This is a genomic window from Roseobacter sp. HKCCD7870 (assembly GCF_037830315.1).
Taxonomy (GTDB): domain Bacteria; phylum Pseudomonadota; class Alphaproteobacteria; order Rhodobacterales; family Rhodobacteraceae; genus M30B80.
This window is the reverse complement of the sequence record NZ_JBBLYO010000001.1, coordinates 1471970-1495318: the sequence shown is the minus strand read 5'-3', so window position 1 is coordinate 1495318 and position 23349 is coordinate 1471970. Positions and strand designations below refer to the sequence as shown.

The 23349-nt window shown below is 56.0% G+C and carries 27 protein-coding genes and 1 pseudogene; 11 read left to right on the top strand and 17 right to left on the bottom strand.

Annotation, left to right across the window (positions count from 1 at the left end):
• Positions 1 to 12: 12 nt before the first annotated feature.
• On the bottom strand, positions 13 to 972 hold the full coding sequence (locus AAC637_RS07525; protein ID WP_340302974.1) for an L-malyl-CoA/beta-methylmalyl-CoA lyase: 960 nt from the start codon (positions 970 to 972) through the stop codon (positions 13 to 15).
• 212 nt (positions 973 to 1184) lie between these two features.
• Here AAC637_RS07525 and AAC637_RS07520 point away from each other — a divergent pair, with 212 nt between their 5' ends.
• Positions 1185 to 2081: a DMT family transporter gene (locus AAC637_RS07520; protein WP_340302973.1), complete on the top strand. Its 897-nt coding sequence runs from the start codon at positions 1185 to 1187 to the stop codon at positions 2079 to 2081.
• Here the strand turns inward: AAC637_RS07520 and AAC637_RS07515 are convergent, their stop codons facing one another.
• On the bottom strand, positions 2082 to 3251 hold the full coding sequence (locus tag AAC637_RS07515; RefSeq protein ID WP_340302972.1) for a MalY/PatB family protein: 1170 nt from the start codon (positions 3249 to 3251) through the stop codon (positions 2082 to 2084).
• A gap of 238 nt (positions 3252 to 3489) precedes the next feature.
• Here AAC637_RS07515 and def point away from each other — a divergent pair, with 238 nt between their 5' ends.
• Positions 3490 to 4014 (top strand): peptide deformylase, encoded by a 525-nt coding sequence (gene def, locus AAC637_RS07510; RefSeq protein ID WP_317657294.1) that lies wholly within the window; start codon positions 3490 to 3492, stop codon positions 4012 to 4014.
• A 2-nt stretch (positions 4015 to 4016) separates the two neighbouring features.
• Positions 4017 to 4934: a methionyl-tRNA formyltransferase gene (gene fmt, locus AAC637_RS07505; RefSeq protein ID WP_340302971.1), complete on the top strand. Its 918-nt coding sequence runs from the start codon at positions 4017 to 4019 to the stop codon at positions 4932 to 4934.
• Here fmt and rnhA read toward each other — a convergent pair whose 3' ends face one another.
• Both rnhA and AAC637_RS07495 read right to left on the bottom strand, forming a co-directional pair.
• Positions 4935 to 5384, bottom strand: coding sequence for a ribonuclease HI (gene rnhA / locus AAC637_RS07500; RefSeq protein ID WP_340302970.1), 450 nt, complete (start codon positions 5382 to 5384; stop codon positions 4935 to 4937).
• Complete coding sequence (locus AAC637_RS07495; protein WP_340302969.1) at positions 5377 to 5841, bottom strand: DUF3429 domain-containing protein; 465 nt, start codon at positions 5839 to 5841, stop codon at positions 5377 to 5379. Before AAC637_RS07495 ends, rnhA begins: the two co-directional genes overlap by 8 nt.
• Positions 5842 to 6082: 241 nt before the next feature.
• Here AAC637_RS07495 and mscL point away from each other — a divergent pair, with 241 nt between their 5' ends.
• Complete coding sequence (gene mscL / locus AAC637_RS07490; protein WP_317656822.1) at positions 6083 to 6508, top strand: large conductance mechanosensitive channel protein MscL; 426 nt, start codon at positions 6083 to 6085, stop codon at positions 6506 to 6508.
• A 64-nt stretch (positions 6509 to 6572) separates the two neighbouring features.
• Positions 6573 to 7037 carry an Lrp/AsnC family transcriptional regulator gene (locus AAC637_RS07485; RefSeq protein WP_340302968.1) on the top strand — a complete coding sequence of 155 codons (465 nt, stop codon included), beginning with the start codon at positions 6573 to 6575 and terminating at the stop codon, positions 7035 to 7037.
• Here AAC637_RS07485 and AAC637_RS07480 read toward each other — a convergent pair.
• Positions 7034 to 7366, bottom strand: a complete 333-nt coding sequence (locus AAC637_RS07480) for an AzlD domain-containing protein (RefSeq protein ID WP_340302967.1) — start codon at positions 7364 to 7366, stop codon at positions 7034 to 7036. The two genes, AAC637_RS07485 and AAC637_RS07480, sit on opposite strands and share 4 nt — an antisense overlap.
• The gene (locus AAC637_RS07475; protein WP_340302966.1) at positions 7363 to 8082 is read right to left on the bottom strand and encodes an AzlC family ABC transporter permease; all 720 of its coding nucleotides are present in this window, start codon (positions 8080 to 8082) and stop codon (positions 7363 to 7365) included. Before AAC637_RS07475 ends, AAC637_RS07480 begins: the two co-directional genes overlap by 4 nt.
• 24 nt (positions 8083 to 8106) lie before the next feature.
• Here AAC637_RS07475 and mobA point away from each other — a divergent pair, with 24 nt between their 5' ends.
• Entirely contained in the window at positions 8107 to 8751 is a 645-nt protein-coding gene (mobA, locus tag AAC637_RS07470; protein WP_340302965.1) for a molybdenum cofactor guanylyltransferase MobA, read from the top strand.
• Positions 8748 to 9623, top strand: a complete 876-nt coding sequence (locus tag AAC637_RS07465; protein ID WP_340302964.1) for a molybdopterin guanine dinucleotide synthesis — start codon at positions 8748 to 8750, stop codon at positions 9621 to 9623. Before mobA ends, AAC637_RS07465 begins: the two co-directional genes overlap by 4 nt.
• Here AAC637_RS07465 and AAC637_RS07460 read toward each other — a convergent pair.
• The 4 genes from AAC637_RS07460 to argH all read right to left on the bottom strand — a co-directional run bounded on the left by AAC637_RS07460 (position 9620) and on the right by argH (position 12825).
• A complete protein-coding gene (locus AAC637_RS07460) occupies positions 9620 to 10648 on the bottom strand; it encodes a hypothetical protein (protein WP_340302963.1) in 1029 nt (342 codons plus the stop codon). The two genes, AAC637_RS07465 and AAC637_RS07460, sit on opposite strands and share 4 nt — an antisense overlap.
• A gap of 32 nt (positions 10649 to 10680) precedes the next feature.
• Positions 10681 to 11151, bottom strand: coding sequence for a transcription elongation factor GreA (gene greA, locus AAC637_RS07455; protein ID WP_317656815.1), 471 nt, complete (start codon positions 11149 to 11151; stop codon positions 10681 to 10683).
• Positions 11152 to 11308: 157 nt separating this feature from the next.
• The gene (locus AAC637_RS07450; RefSeq protein ID WP_317656814.1) at positions 11309 to 11434 is read right to left on the bottom strand and encodes a hypothetical protein; all 126 of its coding nucleotides are present in this window, start codon (positions 11432 to 11434) and stop codon (positions 11309 to 11311) included.
• Complete coding sequence (gene argH, locus AAC637_RS07445; protein WP_340302962.1) at positions 11434 to 12825, bottom strand: argininosuccinate lyase; 1392 nt, start codon at positions 12823 to 12825, stop codon at positions 11434 to 11436. The genes AAC637_RS07450 and argH overlap by 1 nt, the downstream gene beginning before the upstream one ends.
• A 41-nt stretch (positions 12826 to 12866) precedes the next feature.
• Between argH and AAC637_RS07440 the strand changes: the two genes are divergently transcribed.
• On the top strand, positions 12867 to 13427 hold the full coding sequence (locus tag AAC637_RS07440; protein ID WP_340302961.1) for a TlpA disulfide reductase family protein: 561 nt from the start codon (positions 12867 to 12869) through the stop codon (positions 13425 to 13427).
• Here the strand turns inward: AAC637_RS07440 and mtaB are convergent.
• From mtaB to AAC637_RS07415, 5 genes and pseudogenes are all read right to left on the bottom strand, one after another.
• Positions 13424 to 14683 carry a tRNA (N(6)-L-threonylcarbamoyladenosine(37)-C(2))-methylthiotransferase MtaB gene (gene mtaB / locus AAC637_RS07435; protein WP_340302960.1) on the bottom strand — a complete coding sequence of 420 codons (1260 nt, stop codon included), beginning with the start codon at positions 14681 to 14683 and terminating at the stop codon, positions 13424 to 13426. The two genes, AAC637_RS07440 and mtaB, sit on opposite strands and share 4 nt — an antisense overlap.
• Positions 14680 to 15525, bottom strand: a complete 846-nt coding sequence (gene dapF / locus AAC637_RS07430; RefSeq protein ID WP_340302959.1) for a diaminopimelate epimerase — start codon at positions 15523 to 15525, stop codon at positions 14680 to 14682. The genes mtaB and dapF overlap by 4 nt, the downstream gene beginning before the upstream one ends.
• Before the next feature lie 54 nt (positions 15526 to 15579).
• Positions 15580 to 15744: pseudogene (locus AAC637_RS07425) on the bottom strand (acyloxyacyl hydrolase); the annotation flags it as partial.
• A gap of 21 nt (positions 15745 to 15765) precedes the next feature.
• The gene (locus tag AAC637_RS07420; protein ID WP_340302958.1) at positions 15766 to 15960 is read right to left on the bottom strand and encodes a hypothetical protein; all 195 of its coding nucleotides are present in this window, start codon (positions 15958 to 15960) and stop codon (positions 15766 to 15768) included.
• An 89-nt stretch (positions 15961 to 16049) separates the two neighbouring features.
• Positions 16050 to 16991, bottom strand: coding sequence for a porin (locus tag AAC637_RS07415; RefSeq protein ID WP_340302957.1), 942 nt, complete (start codon positions 16989 to 16991; stop codon positions 16050 to 16052).
• 298 nt (positions 16992 to 17289) lie between these two features.
• Between AAC637_RS07415 and AAC637_RS07410 the strand changes: the two genes are divergently transcribed.
• The 3 genes from AAC637_RS07410 to holA all read left to right on the top strand — a co-directional run bounded on the left by AAC637_RS07410 (position 17290) and on the right by holA (position 21486).
• Positions 17290 to 17778 carry a DUF3576 domain-containing protein gene (locus tag AAC637_RS07410; protein WP_317656793.1) on the top strand — a complete coding sequence of 163 codons (489 nt, stop codon included), beginning with the start codon at positions 17290 to 17292 and terminating at the stop codon, positions 17776 to 17778.
• A gap of 109 nt (positions 17779 to 17887) precedes the next feature.
• Complete coding sequence (gene leuS / locus AAC637_RS07405; protein ID WP_340303176.1) at positions 17888 to 20446, top strand: leucine--tRNA ligase; 2559 nt, start codon at positions 17888 to 17890, stop codon at positions 20444 to 20446.
• A 14-nt stretch (positions 20447 to 20460) separates the two neighbouring features.
• The gene (holA, locus tag AAC637_RS07400) at positions 20461 to 21486 is read left to right on the top strand and encodes a DNA polymerase III subunit delta (protein WP_340302956.1); all 1026 of its coding nucleotides are present in this window, start codon (positions 20461 to 20463) and stop codon (positions 21484 to 21486) included.
• Here the strand turns inward: holA and AAC637_RS07395 are convergent.
• Both AAC637_RS07395 and AAC637_RS07390 read right to left on the bottom strand, forming a co-directional pair.
• Complete coding sequence (locus AAC637_RS07395; RefSeq protein WP_340302955.1) at positions 21483 to 22679, bottom strand: BaiN/RdsA family NAD(P)/FAD-dependent oxidoreductase; 1197 nt, start codon at positions 22677 to 22679, stop codon at positions 21483 to 21485. The two genes, holA and AAC637_RS07395, sit on opposite strands and share 4 nt — an antisense overlap.
• Positions 22676 to 23332, bottom strand: coding sequence for an enoyl-CoA hydratase/isomerase family protein (locus tag AAC637_RS07390; protein WP_340300237.1), 657 nt, complete (start codon positions 23330 to 23332; stop codon positions 22676 to 22678). The genes AAC637_RS07395 and AAC637_RS07390 overlap by 4 nt, the downstream gene beginning before the upstream one ends.
• Positions 23333 to 23349 lie beyond the last annotated feature (17 nt).

The window sequence follows — 23349 nt, the reverse complement described above, 5'->3', positions numbered from 1 at the left end:
AAGCGCGCTTGATTAGCCTTGCGCAATCATCTGTGCTTGTTTGACAATCACCTCAGCCTGTTTGATCGAGGCGATATCGACCAAGCGGCCCTTATAGACAGTCGCCCCTGCGCCGCTGCGCTTAGCGTCTTCCATAGCGGCCAGAATTTCCTGCGCTTCGGCCACCGCTGCCTCTGACGGGGTGAACACCTCATTGGCGAGTGCGATTTGCTTGGGATGGATGGCCCATTTTCCAACCATACCCAAAGTGGCCGAGCGGCGGGCCTGCGCACGATAGCCTTCATCATCCGAGAAATCGCCAAATGGCCCATCTACGGGCAAGACGCCATGAGTGCGGCAGGCGGCGACAATCGCGGTCTGTGCCCAATGCCATGGATCAGAATAATGCCGCGCCCCATCGTGCAGCATATAGTAATTTTCCTGCGTGCCGCCAATGCCCGTGGTCTGCATGCCCATTGAGGCCGCGAAATCCGCAGCCCCTAGGCTCATGGCGACAAGGCGGGGCGATGCCGCGGCGATTTCTTCGACATGGGCAATGCCTGCCGCAGATTCAATAATGACCTCGAAATTGATCCGCTTTTGGCGGCCTTTGGCGGCTTCAATCGCTGAAACAAGCGCATCGACCGTGTAAATATCAGCGGCATTTCCCACCTTTGGGATCATGATCTGATCCAGACGGTCAGACGCGTTTTCCAGCAGATCAACCACATCCCGATACCAATAGGGCGTATCAAGCCCGTTGATCCGCACGCTGAGGGTCTTTTTGCCCCAATCAACTGCACCGATGGCCTCGATCACATTCGCACGGGCCGCTTCTTTGTCACTGGGGGCAACGGAATCTTCGAGATCTAAGTTGATGACATCCGCTGCCGAGGCTGCCATTTTCTCAAAAAGCTTCACATTTGAGCCAGGCCCGAAAAGCTGACAACGGTTTGGGCGGGCCACAGGTTGGGGCTGGAGACGGAAGCTCATCAGATGTTCCTTCGGCGGATGATGCGCTAGGGTCGCGCAAGGAAGTTTCGTTTTTTGCTGATCTTTGAGTATGATATTACGTGGAGTTTCGCAAGTGCTGCACTGCGGCAAAATAGAAATTTCTGGAAATTAGACCCCGTTTACCCCCGTGCCGTTGCCGCTGATCCCGATCATGCCTATAGCGGCGAAGTAAATATTTTGCGGAGCCACCTATGAAACAGCATCCTGCATATGGTTTATTGCTTGCACTGACGGGCGCGTTGATCATCGCGCCTGATACTTTGTTGATGCGCTTGTCTGGTATGGGCGGGTTTGAGATGTTGGGCTGGCGCGGCACGGCGATGGGTTTGGTGCTGATTGCGGCTTGGCTTATAGCCGTGCGTGGGCGGCATCTTGTTGAAGTGTCAGCCCTTGCCACGGGCGCAGGCGCTTTGTTGGTTTTGTGTCAGGCGCTGAATGGGGCGCTTTTCAGCGTGGCTATCGCGGTGGCCCCCGTCACTGTGGTATTGATGGGCGTTGCAACCGTCCCGATTTTCTCGGCGGTGCTGTCTCATTTGATGTTGGGCGAGCCTACGACCCGCGCCACATGGTTTACGATTGGGGCGGTTCTTTTCGGGATTGCTCTGGCGATATTCGGCAAATCTGATGCAGGCCTGCCCTTTGATTTAGCCACGCTTTGGGGCGGCTTGATGGGCCTGTCTATGGGTGGGTTTCTGGCCATGACCTTTGTTCTGATCCGCAAACACCATCAATTGCCGATTTTACTCGGTATGGGCCTTGGGGCTTTTGTGTCGGGCATGGTGGGGTGGGCCTTTGGCGTGCCAAGCGGGGCAGGCAGCTTTGATGTGTTTTTGATTTTGGTGACGGGCGCGGTGATTTTGCCTGCCAGTTTCTTCCTGCTTACGCTGGCAAACCGATATACGGCATCGGCCAATGTCAGCCTTTTGATGCTGTTAGAAACCGTGCTTGGCCCGATCCTTGTCTGGGTTGGCGTGGGCGAGGCACCGACCCCTTTGATGATGGTGGGCGGTGCGATTGTGGTCGCCTCACTGGCAACATATTTGCTGCATATGCGCTTTGCGCGGGGGCGTGCGGCCCGCGCTGCGTGACTATTGCAAATCAGCAAAAGCCTTTTGCATCCGCGCAACCGCCTCTTCAATCTGCGCATGGGGCATGGCGAGATTAAATCGCAGGAATGGCGCGCCACCCAAGCCGAAGCTTGACCCGTAATTGGTGGCGATCCGCGCGTCCCCTTCCACACGGGCTATGGATTCTTCATGGCTCATGCCAGTTCCCGAAAAGTCGACCCATGACAAATAGGTCGCCTCTAATTTCATGGGCTTTAGGCCTGGAATTTTGGCGATGCCTGCATCAAAGGTTTCTGCGTTTTTTGCGAGATAGGCGCAAAGTGCATCGACCCATTCTGCACCTTCGGGGCTATAGGCCGCCTCGGCCATTGCGAGGCCAAAGGAATTGGCCGAAATCCCCAAAGCGCCCATGCGCGCGGCAAACCGTTTGCGCAGCTCCGCGTCAGGGATGATCACATTGCCCGAATGGCCACCCGCAATGTTAAAGGTTTTGGTGGTCGCGGTCATCATCACCAAACGATCCATGATCCCGTCAATTTTCGCCATTGGCGTATGGGTATGGCCTGGCATGATCAGGTCATGGTGGATTTCATCTGAAACCAAGATCAGATCATGTCTCCGCACGAAATCGGCAATTGCCTGCAATTCTTCAACAGTCCAAACCCTGCCGCCTGGATTATGGGGGGAGCAGAGGATCAACATTTTTTCGCGCCCTGTCATCGCCGCATCCCATGCGGGGATGTCGAGGTGATATTTGCCTTCAATCAGTGCAAGCGGGCATTCGACCACCTGACGATTGGCGGCGCGGATCACGCGGGCAAAGGCATGATAGACGGGCGTCATTAGAACCACGCCATCCCCTTCTTGCGTATAGGTATCCACGCAAAGGGCCGTTCCGTTGACCAGACCATGGGTGGTGAAGATCCAGTCGGGCTCAATCTCCCAACCGTGGCGGTTTGCCATCCACCATCCAATGGCGGCGCGATAGGCGCGTTCATCGCCGTAATAGCCGTAAATGCCATGATCGAGCATGTTTTGCAGCGCGGCTTGCACAGATTGAGGGGGGCGGAAATCCATATCTGCCACCCACATGGACAACCCATCTTCTGGGCCAATCCCGTAAATTGACGACATCATATCCCATTTCATTGAATGGGTGTTTTGGCGATTGATGATTTCGTCAAAGTTCATCGGTGTTATCCATTCTTTGGCGGTATGTGCTGCGCGTTCTTTGATACATCATATAAATGGACATATTTTCTAAATAAATAAAATTTACTAGAACAATGTATTTATATTTAGCATTATATTAGAATATTCGTTCTAAATTTATAGGATTTCTCACATGAGCCTATCAGGCGCGCCTGTCCTGCGCAAATCCCAGTCGCGCTGGTTGCGCGGGTCGCAGAATTCGATTATGCCACAGGCCATGATTTACCCAATATTAATCCATCCTGATCCTCGTCTGAAAAAGGTCGCACAAGACGTGCCCGACCTCTCGGATGAGTTGCGCGCTCTTGCAGATGATATGCTCAAGACGATGTATCACGCGCCCGGTATTGGTCTGGCTGCGCCACAGATTGGGATTGATCAGCGCGTGATCGTGATGGATTGCGTCAAAGAGGAAGGGGCAACACCCCGCCCGACCGCGATGTTCAACCCCAAGATCGTGGAATCTTCGGATGAAAAAAACATCCACGAGGAAGGCTGTTTGTCGATCCCAGATGTTTATGCTGATGTCGAGCGTCCGCGCGATGTGACCGTGGAATGGTTGGATCGCGATGGCGTTTTGCAGCGCGAGACATTTACGGGGCTATGGGCCACTTGCGTGCAGCATGAGATTGACCATCTCGATGGGGTTCTCTTTATCGATTATCTCAAGCCCTTGAAGCGGCAATTGATCACCCGAAAGATGCAAAAGCTCAAGCGCGACATCGCGCGCGATAAGGTGTAGCTTTGCGCATTGTTTTCATGGGCTCGCCTGAATTTTCTCGTGCGCCTTTGCGCGCCTTGATTGCAGCAGGGCATGAGATTGCTGCGGTCTATTGTCAGCCCCCCCGTCCCGCAGGGCGCGGCAAGAAACCCCGCGCGACCCCTGTTCAGGCCTTGGCCGAAGATCTTCACGTGCCGGTGCGCCATCCCAAAACCTTGCGCAATGCCGAGGCACAGGCCGAATTCACGGCATGGGCTGCCGATATTGCCGTGGTTGTGGCTTATGGTTTGATCTTGCCTCAGGCGGTGCTTGATGCGCCGCGCTTGGGCTGTGTGAATATCCATGCTTCGCTTTTGCCGCGTTGGCGTGGCGCGGCCCCTATTCATCGTGCGATTATGGCGGGGGATGATGAGACAGGCATTTCCATTATGCAAATGGAGGCGGGGCTTGATACGGGGCCAGTTTTATTGACCCGCACCCTGCCAATCGGCGCGGAGGATACCACCGCCGCTCTGTATGATCGTCTTTCGCAGCTTGGCGCTGAGGCGATTGTTGCCGCGCTTGCCGATTTTGACAGTCTCACTCCTGTTCCGCAGCCGCAAGAGGGCGTGACCTATGCCGAAAAGATCGACAAGGCCGAGGCTGCCATAGACTGGTCGAATGATGCCGCAGAGATTGACCGCCAAATTCGCGGCCTTTCACCCTTTCCTGGTGCATGGACAACGCATTCGGGGCGGCGGTTGAAATTCCTTGCCTGCCGAAGGGCGCAGGCGCGGCCCGATGGGGCTGCGGCAGGGTCGGTCATTGATGGCCTGACAATCGCGTGCGGCACGGGCGCGATTGAGATCACCGAACTGCAACCCGAGGGCAAGCCGCGCATGGCCACGGCCGATTTCTTGCGTGGCGCAGATCTGCCTGCAGGGACAATTTTGGGCTTGTGATTATTTGAAGGGGGCCATGCCCGCACGGGCCAAGGCATCCGCGCGTTCGTTCTCGGGATGGCCTGCATGGCCCTTGACCCATGTCCACGTTACCTGATGGCGCGCTGCCGCCTCATCCAAACGCCGCCAAAGGTCTTCGTTTTTGACAGGCTTTTTTGTGGCGGTGCGCCAATTATTGCGTTTCCAACTGCGCAGCCATTCGGTGATGCCGCCTTTGACATAGGCGCTGTCTGTCACCACGGTGATCGTGCTTGGACGCTCCAGCGCCTCAAGTGCGTTAATCGCGGCTAAAAGCTCCATTCGATTATTGGTGGTGTCTGCTTCACCGCCTTTGAGCTCGCGTTCCTTGACAATGGCATCGCCAGCCTTGGCCTGCAGCAGCGCACCCCATCCACCAGGGCCAGGGTTGCCTGAACAGGCCCCATCCGTATAGGCGAATAGCTCAGGCATAGAGCACGCCCAGTGTTAGGCACAAAATGACAAGGCTGCTCAAAAGCCTGCGCAATCGCAGCCACCAGTTCGGTGCAAGGCCCGCACGCATCGCCCATGCATCAAGGGGCAAAAGCGCCAAGAAGCCCATGATCAGAATGGGCAAAGCCTGATGGGTTGGGCCAAATCCAAGGAAAAACGCCACCAATGCGGGAACCGTGGATGCCGCAAGACCATATCCCATCATCTGCGGTGATGGCGCATGCACAGCAAAGCCCCATATGACCCCCGCCATAAAACACAGGATCACGATCCCATAATTGCGCAGCAGTATATCGGGTGCGAAATTCGGCAGAAGCCAGTCGCCAAGGGGAGCGGCGGAAGGGATCACTAAGCACAGCGCGGCGTAGGCAAAGGGCAAAACCCCCGCCAAGCCTAAATATAATGCCGCCTTTGGTATGTGATCCCTGCTGCTCATATCTCAGCTTGTCCCGCATCTTTGCGCAGCGCGCAAGCGCATTTGGGCCATCTATGGCTGAGCATTCGATTGCCAGTGGCGGGCATCGCGCAGCTTTTGGAATTCTTTGAAACTTTGCACAAACCCCATTGTTCCATCGGCACCGCTGTCTCTAATCTGACCCTATCTGCCGTACGCTTATGCGGCGGCATGATGGGTTCAAAAACGGAGAGGGCGCTCTGCGCCCAAGAAGGGGAAAGATATGTTTGCAGAATTCAAAAGCTTCATTGCCCGTGGCAATGTTATGGATATGGCTGTGGGGATTATCATCGGGGCTGCCTTTACCGCGATTGTAACGTCACTCGTGGGCGACTTGATCAATCCATTGATCGCTATTTTTACGGGCGGGATTGATTTCTCGGGTTGGTTCTACGCCTTAGACGGAAATGACTATGCCTCGCTTGCCGTGGCGCTCGAAGCAGGTGCGCCTGTTTTTGCGATTGGGAAATTTGTGATGGCGGTCATCAATTTCTTGATCGTAGCTTTTGTGGTTTTCATGCTGGTGCGTTTGGTCAACCGCATCAAATCTATGACAGAAGCAGAGAAGGAAGAAGCCGCTTCAGCCCCTGCAGGCCCAAGCGAATTGGACATTCTGATTGAAATCCGTGATGCTCTGGCCAAGAAGTAAGCATGAATAAAACATGCGTCCCCGTCACCATGGCGGGGCGCAAGCTGTTTTAGCGAGAGATGATATGGGTTTTGAGTTGGACATCACAGATTGCAAAATCTTGGAAGTTTTGCAAAAGAACGGCCGCATCACCAATGCGGAGCTATCCGAACAGGTGAATTTGTCCGCCTCGTCCTGTCATCGGCGGATCACGCGCTTGGAGCAGGAGGGGATCATCCGAGATTATGTCGCCTTGGTGGATCACCGTGCGATTGGTCGGATGACAACCGTCTTTGTGGAAATTAGCCTGTCAGGACAGGCGGACGAGGTTTTGCAAGCCTTTGAGCAGGCTGTGAAGCGGGTGCCAGATGTGTTGGAATGCCATCTTATGGCAGGCAGCGCGGATTATCTTCTAAAGGTGGTGGCACGCGACAGCGAAGATTTCGCCCGCGTTCATCGCGAATATCTGGCGCGTTTGCCGGGGGTGTCGAAGATGCAATCCAGCTTTGCTCTGAAAAACGTATTTTCAACAACTGCCTTGCCGATTTAGCCGAGGAAATGACCCACGCCGTATAGCGTGGCCATGCCCGCAAAGACAGCTGCGATGGCATTTTTGCGCCAGACCCCCACGCTCAAGGCCACGATTGCCGCGCTCAATCGGGGGGCATCTAGCGCGCCGCCTGTGGCTTGCGGCCATAGCACCAAGGGCGTGATCAATGCGGGCAGGATCGCCACGGGCGTATAGCGCAAATGGCGCAAGACCCATTCTGGTAGATCGCGGTTACCCAAAATCCCCAAAAAAGACAGCCGCACAAGATAAGTGCCGCAGCCAAGCGCAGCGATGATCAGCCAGACCGTGGTTTCGGAATAGGCGCTCATGTCAGCTTCGCCTTTGCAAGGCTCATGCGCCGTTCCACCTCTGCGCCAACGATCATGGCGGTGATCCCCGCGACCATCAACCAAAGGTTATAGGGCATCCAATTTAGCAAGACCGCCATAATCACCGAGGTCATTGCCGCCGCGATATGCGCAAGCGTGCGCAAGGCTGGGGCCACCAATGCAAGAAAGGTGATCGGAACTGCGAAATCGAGTGCAAATTCAGGTGGTATGGTTTCTCCTAAGACTGCGCCTGCATAGGTCGCGCCATACCACAGGGGGCAGATCGGGGTCGCAAGTCCGAAGAAATAGACCACTTTCCATCTGACCGAGCGTTCAGGCTGTGCCTCATAGGTTTGCATGGCCATTGCATAGGTTTGGTCGACCAACATGTAGGATAACAGCGCGCGCTGCCACAAAGGCGCGGCCCCTAAATGCGGGGTGATCGAGGCTGAATACATCGCCATGCGCAGATTAACAGCCAAAGCAGAGGCTAAAACCACGAGGACGGGTGCATTTTCCGTCATCAGCTGCAGCGCGGTGAATTGGGCCGAGCCCGCAATGACAAGGAAAGAAAATCCCATGACTTGCGACAGGGGCAGGCCCGCTTCTGTGCCAAGAACCCCAAATAACAGACCAAATGGCAGGAGCACCAATAGGAACGGCAATCCACCAATGATCCCAGAGAGATAGGCCGAGTCTGACGGGGTTTTGCGCATCTTGCACCATTGTCGTTTTTGCTCATGCGATCTAGCCTTGATGGGCGAAGGATGCAATCTGCGCGGATGGATAAGGGCAAAGCAATGATCTGTGGCGTGATCTTGGCAGGCGGGGAAGCGCGCCGTATGGGCGGGCAAGACAAGGGACGGCTGCTGCTGCGGGGCCAAAGCCTCTATGCGCATGTTATTGACCGCGCGCGCCCGCAGGTGGATCATTTGATCCTCTCTGCCAATGGCGACCCCGCGCTTTATGCGGATCTTGGGCTTGATGTGGTTGCTGATGGCGCATTTGCCGCGATGGGGCCACTTGGCGGCGTTTTGGCGGCCTTGCGCGCAGCCAAGATGCTTGGGGCGCAGCGGGTGATGAGCTTTGCCTCGGACAGCCCGTTTTTTCCAAGCGATATCGTGGCGAAATTATGCGCCGCACAAGGGCATGACGCATTGGTTTTTGCTGAGGATCAAAGCGGGGGCATACATCCAACCTTTGCGCTTTGGGATGTGGATTTGGCCGATCCATTGGCAGCAGAATTGCGGGGGGGTGGCCGCAAAATGCGCGATGTCATGGCGCGATTGGGCGGGGTTTCTGCCCCTCTCGATGCATGTGAACAGGCGTTTTTCAACATCAATACAAAGGCTGATTTGGAACAGGCCGCTGAGATGGCCTTATGAGCGCGGGACGCTTTGATCATATCGTGGTGGTCGATTGGTCGGCACGAGCCACCCCAAGCCCCAAAGCCCCCACGAAGGACGCAATTTTCATTGCCCATTCGGCGAATGGTGCAACGCCACAGGTGAGCTATTATCGCACGCGCGCTGATGCGATGGCCGTGCTTGAGCAGGTGATGATAGACACCCTTGTGCGGGATGAACGTATCTTGGCGACCTTTGACTTTTCCTTCGCCTACCCTGCGGGCTTTGCACAGCATCTGACAGGCAAGGCCGATGCGCTATCGGTTTGGCCGCTTTTTGCACAGATGGTAAAGGATGAACCAGACAATGCGAATAATCGGTTCGATGTGGCCCGCACGCTTAATCGCCGTTTTCCAGGGGTTGGCCCCTTTTGGTGCGTGCCCAAAACACAGGCCTGCCCTGATCTGCCCGCGCGCGACCTGCGCCACGGACATCATCTGCCAGAACGGCGCAAAGTTGAATTGGCCTATGGCAAAATGCAGCCGGGTTGGAAGCTTTACACCACGGGATCTGTGGGATCACAGGCGATCCTTGGGATCGCAAGATTGCAGTCCTTGCGCGGGCGGTTTGGGTCGGCGCTTGCCGTGGCGCCTTATGACGGGATCGAGCGGCCTATTGTTTTGGCAGAATGTTGGCCATCGTTGATGGCTAAAGATATCGCACATTATGCTTTTGCGGGCGAAATCCCAGATGCCGCGCAGGTGCGGGTGATTGCAGCGGGTTTGGCCGCGTTGGCCCCTGATGATCTTGCAAAAATGCTTGTCGATGGTGATGCCGAGGAGGGCGGTGTTTTGGGTGCGGGGCATGAGGCGCTGTTGCGCTCTGCGATCCATGCGGCCTTGGGGCCCTAGTCAAAAATCCCAGTCACACGCCCGAGCAACATAAAGGCCCGTGCGCTGCGGGTGGCACTGAGTTTGACAATATCTTCATCGGTTGCAGCCTGCTCGAACTGACAAAAAACGCGATCAAATTCGCGCAAATAGTGATTAACAGCTTCGCGGAAGGTTGTGTCTTGCCGCATCTGACCAGTGGAAAGTGCGATGGAAGACCGATCTCGAATACCGCCAAGCGATGCAATCGCGCGGCCCCGCTCGCCTTTCGCGAATTTGCGCCAAATCTCAGAGCGGGCGCGGTCTGGATTGACATCATCCATGAAAATCCCGTCTTGCGAGAGCAGGGTCAACACATCCTGTGCAGCACGGATCAAAGGGCGGGTTGCAGGGTCTTCTAGGGCCGCGCGAAGGGCGCGAAAGCCCTCCTTGTCCTGATCATTATTCGGGAAATGGAGCGCACGAATAAAGTCAGCGGGCGTGACCGGATGGTTCAAGGCGGGCTCGGCTGGGATAAGCGATAAATCCGATTGTGGCCGATCTGGGGCAGGGGGCGGACTTAGGGGCACAGCCGCCCGCAGGTCAGGGTCTTGCAGGCGCAAAGATGTAAAACTGGCGAGCTTGGTATCGGTGGCCAATTGTGCCTCTGCCAAAGCCTCTATGCGGTTTTGTGTCTCTCGCAAATCAGCAGGCACAGCCCCGCCGTGAAGCGCGTCCTCAATATTGTTAAGCCTCAGCCGCAGATCTTGGGCCTGAAGACGCAGGCTTTGCGTGATGCGCAGGAGGCTTAGGACAATCCATAACAAAACAAGCGGCAAGATTGCCCCAACCGCAACCATGACCCCGCTCAGCATCTCGGCCATATTCGGGGTGTCACCGCCAAAGCCCAGCGCCGTGAGGCTGAGCGCCCCAATCCAAAGCAAGGCCAAGGCCAGCGAGATGCCTTCGCGCAGTCCAAAGGACATCGCGCCATCGGCGCATTGAAGAAAACCAACCGCACGGCCTACCCAAATCTGCTTGTCCCGCGTGAAGCGATGCGCAAGCATCAATCTGGGGTGAGGCAATGCTGCGGGGATCATCACACGTAGGTCACCTTCGTGATCTCGTAATCCTTGCTGCCACCGGGCGTTTTGACCTCTACGCTATCGCCTTCATCTTTACCGATCAAAGCGCGGGCCAAGGGCGATTTGATATTGAGCAAACCTTTTTCGATATCGGCCTCAGATTCGCCGACAATCTGGTAGGTTTTTTCTTCCTCAGTATCCTCATCAATCAACACAACCGTGGCGCCGAATTTAATCGGGCCAGACAGGGTCTTGGGGTCGATGACCTGTGCAAGGCCCAAAATTCCCTCTAATTCTTTGATGCGGCCTTCGATGAAGGACTGTTTTTCGCGGGCCGAGTGATATTCGGCATTCTCCGACAAATCCCCATGCTCGCGCGCTTCAGCAATCGCCTTGATGACAGAAGGGCGCTCAACACTACGCAGATGCTTCAGCTCGGCATCAAGGGCGCTATACCCTGTCGGGGTCATCGGTATTTTTTCCATTGGAACTCGGGGCCTCAAACTTAGGTCTTGGAATGGTCAATCGTCTTAAAATGAGCAGTCTGACCCCAGACGTTAGGGGCTCTTTGCCCTAGTTTCAACGGGCAAGACGCAGAACGCCACACGCGGTGCAAGAAAATGACCGAAACGCCACGCAGGCTTAGTAGGTCACTGCGTTTTCGCTTGGCGGTTCAGGGGGGCCATCTGCGCCGCAGGCGGCCAAAGTTCCACCCAAAGTCAGGGCCAATAGCCCTAGCTTAATCCATGATGCAAAAGAGCGCCCCATCACGCCAACCTTTCTTTCCATCGTGCAATTTGCAGGCGCACCTGATCGGGTGCGGTGCCGCCATAGGATTGACGCGAGGCAACCGAGTTGTGAACCCCCAAAACATCAAACACGGCCGCAGTGATGTTGGATTGCACTGTTTGCATATCCGCAAGGCTGAGATCAGGTAAATCACAGCCCCGATCTTCGGCCATTTTGACAAGCGCACCTGTTACATGATGCGCTTCACGGAATGGCAGACCCAATTCGCGCACCAACCAATCGGCGAGATCAGTTGCGGTTGAAAAGCCAGATGCGGCGGCGCGCTCTAGTGCGTCTTTATTGGCGCTCATGTCGCCCAGCATCCCCGCCATTGCGGCCATTGCGATCATGAGGTTGTCAGCAGCATCAAAGACTTGCTCTTTGTCTTCCTGCATATCCTTGGAATAGGCCAAGGGCAGACCTTTCATGACCGTCATCAAGGCCACATTCGCCCCCATGATCCGCCCGATTTTGGCGCGGATTAATTCCGCCGCATCAGGGTTTTTCTTTTGCGGCATGATGGAGGAGCCTGTTGAAAACTGATCCGACAGGGTCACAAAGCGGAATTGTGCCGAAGACCAGATCACCAATTCCTCAGCCAAGCGCGACAGATGCATCGCGCAAATGGAGGCCGCCCCGAGATAGTCTAGGGCGAAATCGCGATCTGAAACCGCATCCAAGGAATTCGCCATAGGCCGATCGAAACCTAGGGCTTCTGCGGTCATGTGGCGGTCAATTGGAAAAGATGTGCCTGCAAGGGCAGCCGCACCAAGCGGGCATTCATTCATCCGCGCGCGCGCATCTTGAAAACGCGATAAATCGCGGGCGAACATCTCGACATAGGCCATCATGTGATGCCCCCATGTGACGGGCTGCGCGGTTTGAAGATGGGTAAAGCCAGGCATCACCCAATCAGCGCCCGCTTCGGCCTGCGCCAATGCCGCGCGGATCAAGGCCTGCAGCCCCTCAATGGCCGCATCCATTTGATCCCGCACCCATAGGCGAAAATCGGTGGCGACCTGATCATTGCGTGACCGCGCCGTATGGAGACGTCCTGCGGGCTCACCAATCAGGGTTTTAAGCCGCGCTTCGATATTCATGTGAATATCCTCAAGGGCGGTGGAAAATTCGAATGTGCCGCTCTCAATTTCTGACAAGATCGTGAGCAGGCCTTCCCTGATCGTCTCGGCATCTTTACTGCTGATGATGCCTTGGGCGGCGAGCATAGCAGCATGGGCGCGTGAGCCAGTGACATCTTGCGCGCTGAGCCTTTGGTCAAAACCGATAGATGCGTTAATCGCCTCCATCAAAGCATCTGGCCCTGCGGCGAAGCGACCGCCCCACATTGCGTTTGAAGATTTCTGTGCCATGTTCTGTTTTATCCGCCGATCAAAGAAAGGATGCCGCTAGGATGCTCCCGCGCCGTATCATTGCCCTGCTCTACATTGCCTTGGGTTTCTGTGCAAATGCCGCCTTTGCGCAAGATCTTTCGCAGCTGCCCCGTGATGGGGATATGCGCGGTCTGGTGATCGCCTCAGAGCCTGTGCCTGTGTCGGATTTGCCTTTTGTTGATGAGGATGAAGTTGAAGGGCGCTTGAGCGATTATCGCGGGAAATATGTGGTTCTCAATTTTTGGGCCACTTGGTGCGCGCCCTGCCGTGAAGAAATGCCAAGCCTAGAGGCATTGCAACGTCAGTTTGGCTCAGATCAGTTTGAAGTGGTCACGCTCGCCACGGGGCGCAATTCCCCGCAGGCGATCCGCAGGTTTTTTGAGGAAATTGGCGTAGAACATCTGCCGATGTATCGTGACATCAACCAACAGATCGCGCGCCAAATGTCGGTGATGGGCTTGCCGATTACGCTGGTGATTGATCCCGAAGGACGCGAGATTGCGCGGCTGATGGGAGATGCTCATTGGGACAGCCCCGAGGCATTTGCCTTTTTCGAGGCACTTTTGGCGGAAGCAATCTAGGCTAAAAGCCGTCCGTCTTTGTGGCCTGAAATTGTGGCAGTGATGATCTGACCTGTTTCTTGCGCCTCATTGAGGCTGACTTCAGTGAAGTCTTCGGTGCGGCCAAGATGGGGATTTTCCATCAAAATCTGATGGGTTTTGCCAATCTCGCCCGATAAATGTTGGGCGAGGGCCCGATCCCCAGCGGCGCGCAACCGTGCCGCGCGGTCTTTGATTGTGGCGCTTTGCAATTGTGGCATCCGCGCCGCTGGCGTGCCTTGGCGCGGTGAGAACGGAAACACATGGAGCCAGGTTAGCCCGCACTCCTCAACCAATTTGAGGGAATTTTCGAAATGTGTTTCGGTTTCTGTTGGGAAACCTGCAATGATATCTGCGCCAAATTTGATCTCAGGCCGCAGGCGGCGCGCCTCCTCGCAAAAGGCAATGGCATCTTCGCGCGCATGGCGGCGCTTCATACGCTTGAGGATCAAATTATCGCCATGTTGAAGACTCAGATGCAGATGAGGCATCAGGCGGGGTTCGTTGGCAATGGCCTCCATCAACATCGGATCAGCTTCGATCGAGTCGATAGAGGAAATCCGCAGGCGCGCCAGATCAGGAACAAGTTTCAAGATACGCATGACCAAATCGCCCAAATGGGGGGCTTGCGGGAGATCCGCGCCCCATGAGGTCAGATCAACCCCTGTGAGCACCACCTCTAAATAGCCGCGGTCGACCAAGCGTTTGATTTGATTCACCACCACACCCGCAGGCACGGAGCGTGAATTGCCGCGCCCAAATGGGATGATGCAAAAGGTGCAGCGATGATCACAGCCATTTTGAACCTGTACATAGGCGCGCGCGCGGGTGCCAAAGCCATCAATCAGATGCTCGGCTGTTTCGCGCACGGACATGATGTCATCGACCATGATCTTTTCGGTTTGGCCGATGAAATCAGGGCCGCTGAGCTTGGCCCATGTTGCAGGTTCCATCTTTTCGCGATTGCCAATGATGAGGTCAACTTCGCCCATTGCGGCAAAGGTTTCGGGCTCGGTCTGTGCGGCGCAGCCCGTCACCACGATCCGCGCGCTTGGATTGTCGCGCTTCACCTTGCGGATTTCTTGGCGCGCTTTGCGCACGGCCTCGGCCGTTACGGCGCAGGTGTTAATTATCACCGCATCCCTGAGGCCCGCTGCGGTGGCCATATCGGTCATCGCTTCGGTTTCATAGGCATTGAGCCGACACCCAAGCGTTCGAAATTCAGGTGGCTTTGTCATGGGTTTTGTAGGCGACTTATGAAATCTGCGGTCAATTCAGCGGTGAACACATGGGCCGTTGGCCCTGTCATCCAAACGCCATCCTCGCGCCAATCAATCAAAATATCACCGCCATCAAGGGTCAGTTTCACCGCACGACCTGTCAGGCCCCGCCGCGCCGCGGCAACCGCCACCGCGCAAGAGGATGATCCTGAGGCAAGCGTGATGCCCGTTCCCCGTTCCCAGACCCGCATCCTCAGATGATCTGGCCCGATGAGTGAGGCGAATTGCACATTGGTGCGCGCAGGGAACAGCGGATGATGTTCCACTTCGGGGCCGCGGGCAGCCAAATCCACCGCTTCGGCATCGTCCACAAAGAAACTGCAATGAGGGTTACCCATGCCTGTCCCAACAGGATCCCCGTCTAGGGGCAGATGCAGCGTGTCCATCGCCGCGGCTAAAGGGATATCCTGCCACTCCAACAGCGGGGTCCCCATATTCACAGCGGTCAGGCCGTTGCCGCGATCCTGCGCAATCAGAATCCCGCGTTCTGTGCGCAGGCGGATCTGATGAAGGCCCTGTGCCGCCATTTCATAGGCCGCGATGCAGCGTGTGGCATTGCCACAGGTTGCAGAGAGTGACCCATCGGCATTGTAAAAGGTCAGTGCTAAATCCGCCTCGTGATCGTTTTGGATCAAGGCCAATTGGTCAAACCCCACCCCACGATGACGATCTGCAAGCGCGCGCGCCAAATCAGCCGTCACGGTGACCTCGCGCTTGCGCGCGTCCATGACGACAAAATCATTGCCAAGCCCGTGCATTTTCATGAAGGGCAGGCCGATATATGTGTGCGGCTCAGACATGGATGCGCCTATAGCGCAAGCGCGCGGTGAATGGGACTCGAATCTTTGTGCGGATTAGTAGCGGCGGATCAAACGCAGCATGACCATATCCATTCCGGGGTTGCGATCATTTAGGCCACCGTTTGAGATATGGCTGAACGCGAATGAAAGCGCAGCGCTGTCGGTGATATTGGTGCCAATCCCAAGGGTGCTGCGAAAATGCATATGGCCCCCCAAATCAACGTCACCCTCTTTGTAATATCAAGGCATAAAGCTGGCCTCGATGAAATTTTGACCGCTGATCTGATACTCCGCAGAGATGCCGAACCCCACAAACCCGTTGTGATTGTTATCGGACAAAACTGAAGTAGCCCAACCTGCGGTAAAGCGATCACCCTCGGCTAACGCGCCTGTCCAAGCAGGCAGTGCACAGTTAGTGCGATGTGAGATCAACATAGCTGCATTAGCAGAGCGTCTCTGCATCACGCACAAAAGAAAAGAGCGCACCGAAGTGCGCTCTTTCCCAAGCAAGTAATCCGTGAGGATTAGAAGCTGAATGTCAAACCAACTTGTGCACGACCATTCTCTTCGGTCTGTGCGCTGTCGTCGATGTAACCGTAAGCAGCATTGAAAGTGGCACCGCCGCCCAAGCTTTGTGTGTAGCCAATCGCAAAGCCGTTTTCATCGTTTGCTGCAACTGTAGTCTCTGCTGATGCGTAACCAACAGTGATGGTGCTCGCGCTATCGATTGCGTATGCGATAGTCGCGCCAGCTGCGTCTGTTTCAGTTGTGCCGTCTTCGCGGGCAACTCCAGCCAAGCTAACAGTCACTGCGCCAGCTTTGTAGGTCAGACCAAGCGAAGTCGCTGAGTCGTCAGCTGCATCACCAGTGCCGAAACCGTTCGCGTTGGTTTGTTCGGTGTAGCCTACAGCAACAGTCAATGCGTCATTGACAACATAAGACGCACCAACGCCCCAAGCATTGTCTTCGGAAGCGGTGGTTGTGGAGTTTACCGACGTATTGGAGTTTAGATCAGCACTCGCGCCAACTGTCAGAGCGCCCACTGTGTAAGACCAACGGGTATCGTGCCCACCAGTTTCTTGGAAGTCTTCAACGATGTCATCGAAGCCCATGCCGTCGAAACCGAAATCAGGCAGTGACGCAACCGCGTTGGCGCGACCTGTATCGTTACCAACAGTGATTTTGCCGAATGTGCCAGAGATGAATACGTTTGCGTCGGCGTTGTTGCCGTTGTCACCGTCGATTGAGAAAGTCGCGCCAAAGCCCAAACCACCATCAGTGGTGCCAGACATAGAAACGGCGAGACCAGCTTCAGATTGCGTTGTGAATTCGGAAGTCTTGTCTGCGTTGTTGGTATTTTCAGTGTATGCCATACCAATCTGCGCAGAACCGGACAGAGTAACGTCTGCAGATGCAACGCCTGCGGTTGCAATCAAAGCGGTAGTAGCGAAGAGAACCTTTTTCATGGTTTTTCCCTCGTAATTGATTTCTAAGGTGCACCTCAAGACGGGGAAGTCCGAATTGAGTATGCCTGTGTCTCTCGCATCAAGCCGCGCATTGCAACGAAGCCGTGACAGACATCTTCATCTTGGCTCAACTCTGATGCACAGATGCCACAGTGTGTTATTTAGGTCTAATTTGATGACAATATCAAAGTCCTTGCCGCAATGGCGGGGCTAAGTTACCAAGAGGCACGCAACGGGCGCAGTCATTTGCCCCCCGCGTTGCACGCAGTGCGCAATATGGACGAAAGGGCAAAGTCACATGGCATTTTCAAGCTTTGGCAAAGCTATCTTGGTTGTTGCGACCGCACTGGCGCTTGCGTCTTGCGGGCGGTTGGGTGGCAGCTTGGGCGGGTCTGAGGCCGCCGAAGAACAGCGCGCCGCGCTAGATGCCCAAGAGCCACAGCGCGAAACCATCTGGGACCTGTTCCAAAACGTGGATGACCCGAATGTCACCGTTGAAGTCAATCGCTACATCTGGAACGCCACGCTTGAAGTGCTAGACTTCTTGCCGATTGAATCAGCTGATCCATTCTCAGGCGTGATTGATTTTGGCTATGGCACGCCACCAGGTGGCGGCACAGCCTATCGCGCAACCGTCTATGTCAGTGACCCCGCATTGGATGCGCGTGCGCTGCGCGTTGCATTGGCCACGCGCGGTGGCCCTGTCAGCCGCGAAACCACGCGTCAGATCGAAGATGCGATCTTGACCCGCGCGCGCCAATTGCGCATCCGCGACTCGGGCCTGTAATCAAGCGGCGAATTCACGCCATACCCCTAGACCTCCCTAAGCGGGCGGCTTAAACACGCGCCCGACTATACCCGTTTGGCCCGAAAGCCCCATGTTTCAGGAGTTCGCAATGTCGCGCTACGATCCGTCCCAGATTGAAGAGAAATGGCAGCAGGCATGGGATGCGGCCGCAATCTTTAAGGCCAAGCGCGATCCTGCGCGTGAAAAATATTATGTGCTTGAGATGTTCCCTTACCCATCGGGGCGCATCCATATCGGCCATGTGCGCAATTACACTATGGGGGATGTGATCGCACGCTTCAAATCCTCCACTGGATTTAATGTGCTGCATCCTATGGGGTGGGATGCCTTTGGGATGCCTGCCGAAAATGCCGCAATGGAAAATGGCGGCCACCCTGCCGATTGGACATATCAAAACATCGATACAATGCGCGGCCAGATGAAACCCTTGGGCCTGTCGATTGATTGGGATCGGGAATTTGCCACCTGTGATCCTGAATATTACGGACAGCAACAAGCGCTGTTTCTTGATATGCTAGAGCAGGGTTTGGTCTACCGAAAAAACGCGGTGGTGAATTGGGATCCGGTCGATATGACGGTTCTTGCCAATGAACAGGTCATCGATGGCAAAGGCTGGCGTTCGGGTGCTGACGTAGAACGGCGCGAGTTGACGCAATGGTTCTTTAAAATCTCCGACATGGCCGATGATTTGCTTGGCGCGCTGGATGGTTTAGACGATTGGCCCGAAAAAGTGCGCCTGATGCAAGCGAATTGGATCGGCAAATCCCGCGGGCTGCAATTCGGCTTTGAGCTGACCGCACCTGCGCATGGTCACAGCACGATTGATGTTTACACCACCCGCCCTGATACGCTGATGGGGGCCAGTTTTGTGGGTATCTCCCCCGATCATCCCTTGGCCAAAGCACTCGAAGCAGAAAACGCCGAGATTGCCGTATTCTGCCAAGACTGCCGCAAAGGTGGAACAACCGCCGAAGCCTTGGAAAAGGCCGAGAAAAAGGGCCGTGATACAGGCCTGCGTGTGCGCCACCCGCTTGATCCGTCCTGGGAATTGCCTGTTTGGATCGCGAATTTCATTTTGATGGATTATGGCACGGGCGCGATTTTCGGCTGCCCTGCCCATGACCAGCGCGATTTTGAATTTGCGCGCAAGTTCGATCTGCCGATCACCCCCGTTTTTGTGGCCGAGGGCGCGGAAGAAGCCGCCTTGGCCGAAGCCTTCGTGCCAACCAAAGCCGAGCGTGTGCGCTATATTCGCGGCTTTGCAGGCGAGGCGGTGCAAACAGGTGACACCGCAGTGGATGCCGCAATTGATCTCGCTGAGGCGAGGGGTTGGGGCCAAGGCGTGACCAAGTTCCGACTGCGCGACTGGGGTTTAAGCCGCCAACGTTATTGGGGCTGTCCAATCCCTGTGGTGCATTGTGCCACCTGTGGGGTTGTTCCAGAGAAAAAGGAAAACCTGCCCATCGAACTGCCGCGCGATGTCAGTTTCGACATTCCAGGCAACCCGCTGGATCGTCACCCGACTTGGCGCGACTGCAGCTGCCCTAGCTGCGGTGCGCCTGCGCAGCGTGAAACCGACACGATGGACACATTCGTGGACAGTTCGTGGTATTACGCCCGCTTCACCGCGCCGCGCGCGGCAACACCCACCGATGCCGCCGAGGCCGAATATTGGATGAATGTAGATCAATATATCGGCGGGATTGAGCACGCGATTTTGCACCTGCTTTATTCGCGCTTCTTCGCGCGTGCGATGCAAAAGACGGGGCATTTGCCCGCAAAATGCGCCGAGCCGTTCAACGCACTGTTCACCCAAGGCATGGTGACCCATGCGATCTATCAAACCCGCGATCAAAATGGTCGCCCCTTCTATCACTTCCCCGAAGAAGTCGAGCTGCGCGAAGGCAAAGGTTTCCTCAAGGATGGCCGGGAGGTTGAGATTATCCCTTCCGCCAAAATGTCGAAATCGAAACGCAACGTGGTCGATCCTGTGGCGATCATAGCCCAATACGGCGCCGATACCGCGCGGTGGTTCGTCCTCTCTGACAGCCCGCCCGAGCGTGATGTGGAATGGACGGCTGCGGGGGCCGAAGCCGCGTTTAAACATTTGGGCCGTGTCTGGGCCTTGAGCGAAAAAATCGCGGATATGCCGAAAGATGCGGCAGGCTCAGGCGATCAAGACCTACTGCGCGCCATGCATCGCGCCATTGTTGATGTGACAAGCGGCATTGAAAGCTTTGGCTTTAATGCGGCGATCGCCAAACTTTATGCCTTTACCAACACTTTGGCGAAATCGAACGCCTCGGCCGCCGCACAGCGTGAGGCGATCCTGACTTTGGTGCAGCTCATGTCACCAATGACCCCACATTTGGCCGAAGAAATTTGGGCGCGTCAGGGCGGGTCTGGTTTGGTAGCCACCGCACCGTGGCCCAAAGCCGATGAGGCGATGTTGGTGTCCGATACCGTCACCTTACCCATCCAGATCAACGGCAAACGCCGCTCGGAACTGACAGTTGCGAAAGATATGCCGCAACAAGAGGTTGAAAAATTGGTTCTGGCGGATGAGGCTGTGGCAAAGGCGCTTGAAGGTCGCGCGCCCCGCAAGCTGATTGTTGTGCCGGGGCGGATTGTGAATGTCGTTATTTGAGGCAATGTAACCCGATGAAGCTTTCCACCTCAGAGGCGGCGCGGTTTATCACCCGCCCCGATACAGGGGCGGCGGGCGTTCTGATTCATGGGGCAGATGCGATGCGGGTGGCAATTAAGCGCCAAGACCTGCTTGCCAATCTTTTGGGGCCAGATGCCGAAGGCGAAATGCGCCTTACCCGTATGATGGGGGCATCTTTGCGCAGTGACCCTGCGGCTCTTTTGGACGCGATTAAGGCGACAGGGTTCTTTCCAGGACCGCGCGCCGTCTTTGTCGAAGATGCAACAGATGCCGCCGCCACCGCAATCACAAGCGCCATAAACGAATGGGGCGCAGGTGACGCCCAAATCATTGTGACGGCGGGGCAACTGACACCACGCTCGGCGCTGAGAAAATTGTTTGAAACCCAAAAATCGGCTTTTTGTATCGCCGTTTATGATGATCCGCCCAGTCAGGCTGAGGTCGAGGCCGAATTGAAAAAGGCGGGGCTATCTGCAATCGCGCAAGACGCCTCTCGTGACTTGGTTGCCCTCGCTTGCGCGCTTGATCCTGGCGATTTCAGGCAGCTCTTGGAAAAGCTAGCCCTCTATAAACTGGGCGATGAGAGCCCTCTCTCTTCGGCGGAGGTGGCAGCATTAGCGCCTGCCACGATTGATGCGGAGATTGACGAAATCTTACACGCTGCTGCCGAAGGCGCCCATGCGCGTGTCGGCGCCCTGATGGCACGGCTTGGTGGTCAGGGGGTCACGGCGGTTGCACTTTGTATCGCGGCCTTGCGCCATTTTCGCACGCTGCATATGGCCGCCTGTCATCCACAGGGGCCAGCGGCTGGGTTTTCTCCGAAAACAGGGGTCTTTGGCCCGCGCAGGGATCGCATGGTGAAACAAGCGCAGGCTTGGGGCGTTACACGCCTTGAGGATGCGGTGCAAAGCCTGATCGAGACGGATTTGACCCTCCGTTCAAGTTCACAAGCCCCGCAATTGGCAGTGATGGAGCGCAGTCTCATCCGCTTGGCCATGATGCCGCGCAACGCCCGCTAGGCTGCTGCACGCGCCGCCCAAAGGCCCGTGGCAAAACAGGCTGTCAGCAAATAGCCACCCGTAGGCGCATCCCAATCGACCATCTCGCCGATACAATAGACATTTGTTAGGGCGCGAAGCTGCAAAGTATCGTCTAGCGCAGACCATGCGACCCCGCCCGAACTAGAGATTGCGCGATCCAATCCAAACGGGCCGCTATGGGGGATGGGCAAGGCTTTGATGCGCTCTGCCAACGCTTTCGGCTCAGTGGGCAGGGATTTGCACATTTCGAACAAAACTGCGCGCTTTGCCCTGTCTATCCCAAGGGATTTGCGCAGGATATTCGACAAACTGTCTTTACGCCTGCCCCCTTTTTCAAGACGCGCCGCAACATCGTCCAGACTGCGGTCAGGGCAGAGGTCAAGGCTGAGCATCGCCCCCTTTCGCATCTCGCGCGAGAGGGCGTAAACCCCGCCGCCCTCAATGCCTTTGGCGGTGATCACGATCTCACCCGCCACAGATTTTTCGCCCGCGCGCAAGATCAAGGATTTGAGCGGATGACCAAAATGCGGGCGCATATGGTCTGACCATTTGATATGAAACCCCATATTCATTGACTGAAACGGAACCGTTTCGACCCCGCGCGCGCTCAGATATTCAAGCCATTCGCCGCGCCCGCCTAAATTCGGCCAACTCGCGCCCCCAAGGGCCAAGAGTGTTGTGGTGGCTGTCATCTCACGCGGCCCTTCTGCTGTGGAAAAGCGAAACGCCCCGTCTGGCCCCCATCCATTCCATGTGAAATTGCGCCAAATCTCCACGCCTTGCCCGCCCAAGCGCTGCAACCAGGCGCGCAGCATGGGTGAGGCTTTCATCGCCTTGGGGAACACACGCCGTGAGCTGCCTGTAAAGATTGGCTGCCCTAATGTATCGCGGGTAAAGCGTATAACTTCTTCAGGGCCAAAGGCGCGGATCATCGGCGCAAGCGGCGCAGCCGATGGCCCATAGGCCGCAAGAAACGCCTCAAGCGGTTCATCCATTGTGAGGTTCAACCCTGATTTTCCCGCCATGAGAAACTTACGCGCAGGGGAGGCTTTGCCCTCCATCAAAACAACCCGCCGCCCAGTATGGGCCAAATAATCGGCAGCCATCAGCGCGCTCGGCCCCGCGCCGATGATCATCACGTCCAATGTGATAGGGTCGCGTCCGCCCATCATGCCGTGCCGTCAGGGATCATCGCCTTGATGGCGCGCAGCACCTCGGCTTTGCCCGAAATCGCGGCCTCGGCCATATGTTGCGCTTCCTGCCAAAGTGCCTCTTGTGGCACGATCTTGTCAATCAGCCCAAAGGACAGGGCCTCTTTTGCGGTAAATTTTGCGCCTGACAGCAGCAGCAATTTTGTGCGCGCAGGGCCTATGAGCGCAGTCAGACGTTTGGGGTCTGAGGGCTGCGGCAAAAACCCAAGCTTTGCGACAGGGTAAAAAAATGAGGCGCGATCAACACTAAGGCGCAGATCACAGGCCAATGCCATCCCCATAGCGCCGCCTGCCAATGTGCCATTCAGAGCCGCAATCGTCAGGCAGGGCAGCGCGGCAATCGCGCCTGACAACGCCTCCCAGAGGGGCGAGGTAGCCAGACCCGCGCGGGCCGCGTCCAAATCCGCACCTGCACAAAAGACCTTTTCGCCCGCCCCTGTAATAACCAACGCGCGCAAGTTTGGATGCGCCTGTGCCTGTTTGGCGATGCTGACCAAGGTGGCAAGCATATCTTCGGTCAGGGCATTCGCTTTGTCGGGACGATCAAGCGTCACGCGCCACAGCGGTGCTTGGCTTTGGGGCAAGCTTTCTGGGAAACTCTCTAACCTGATCATCGCAAAATTCCTTTTCG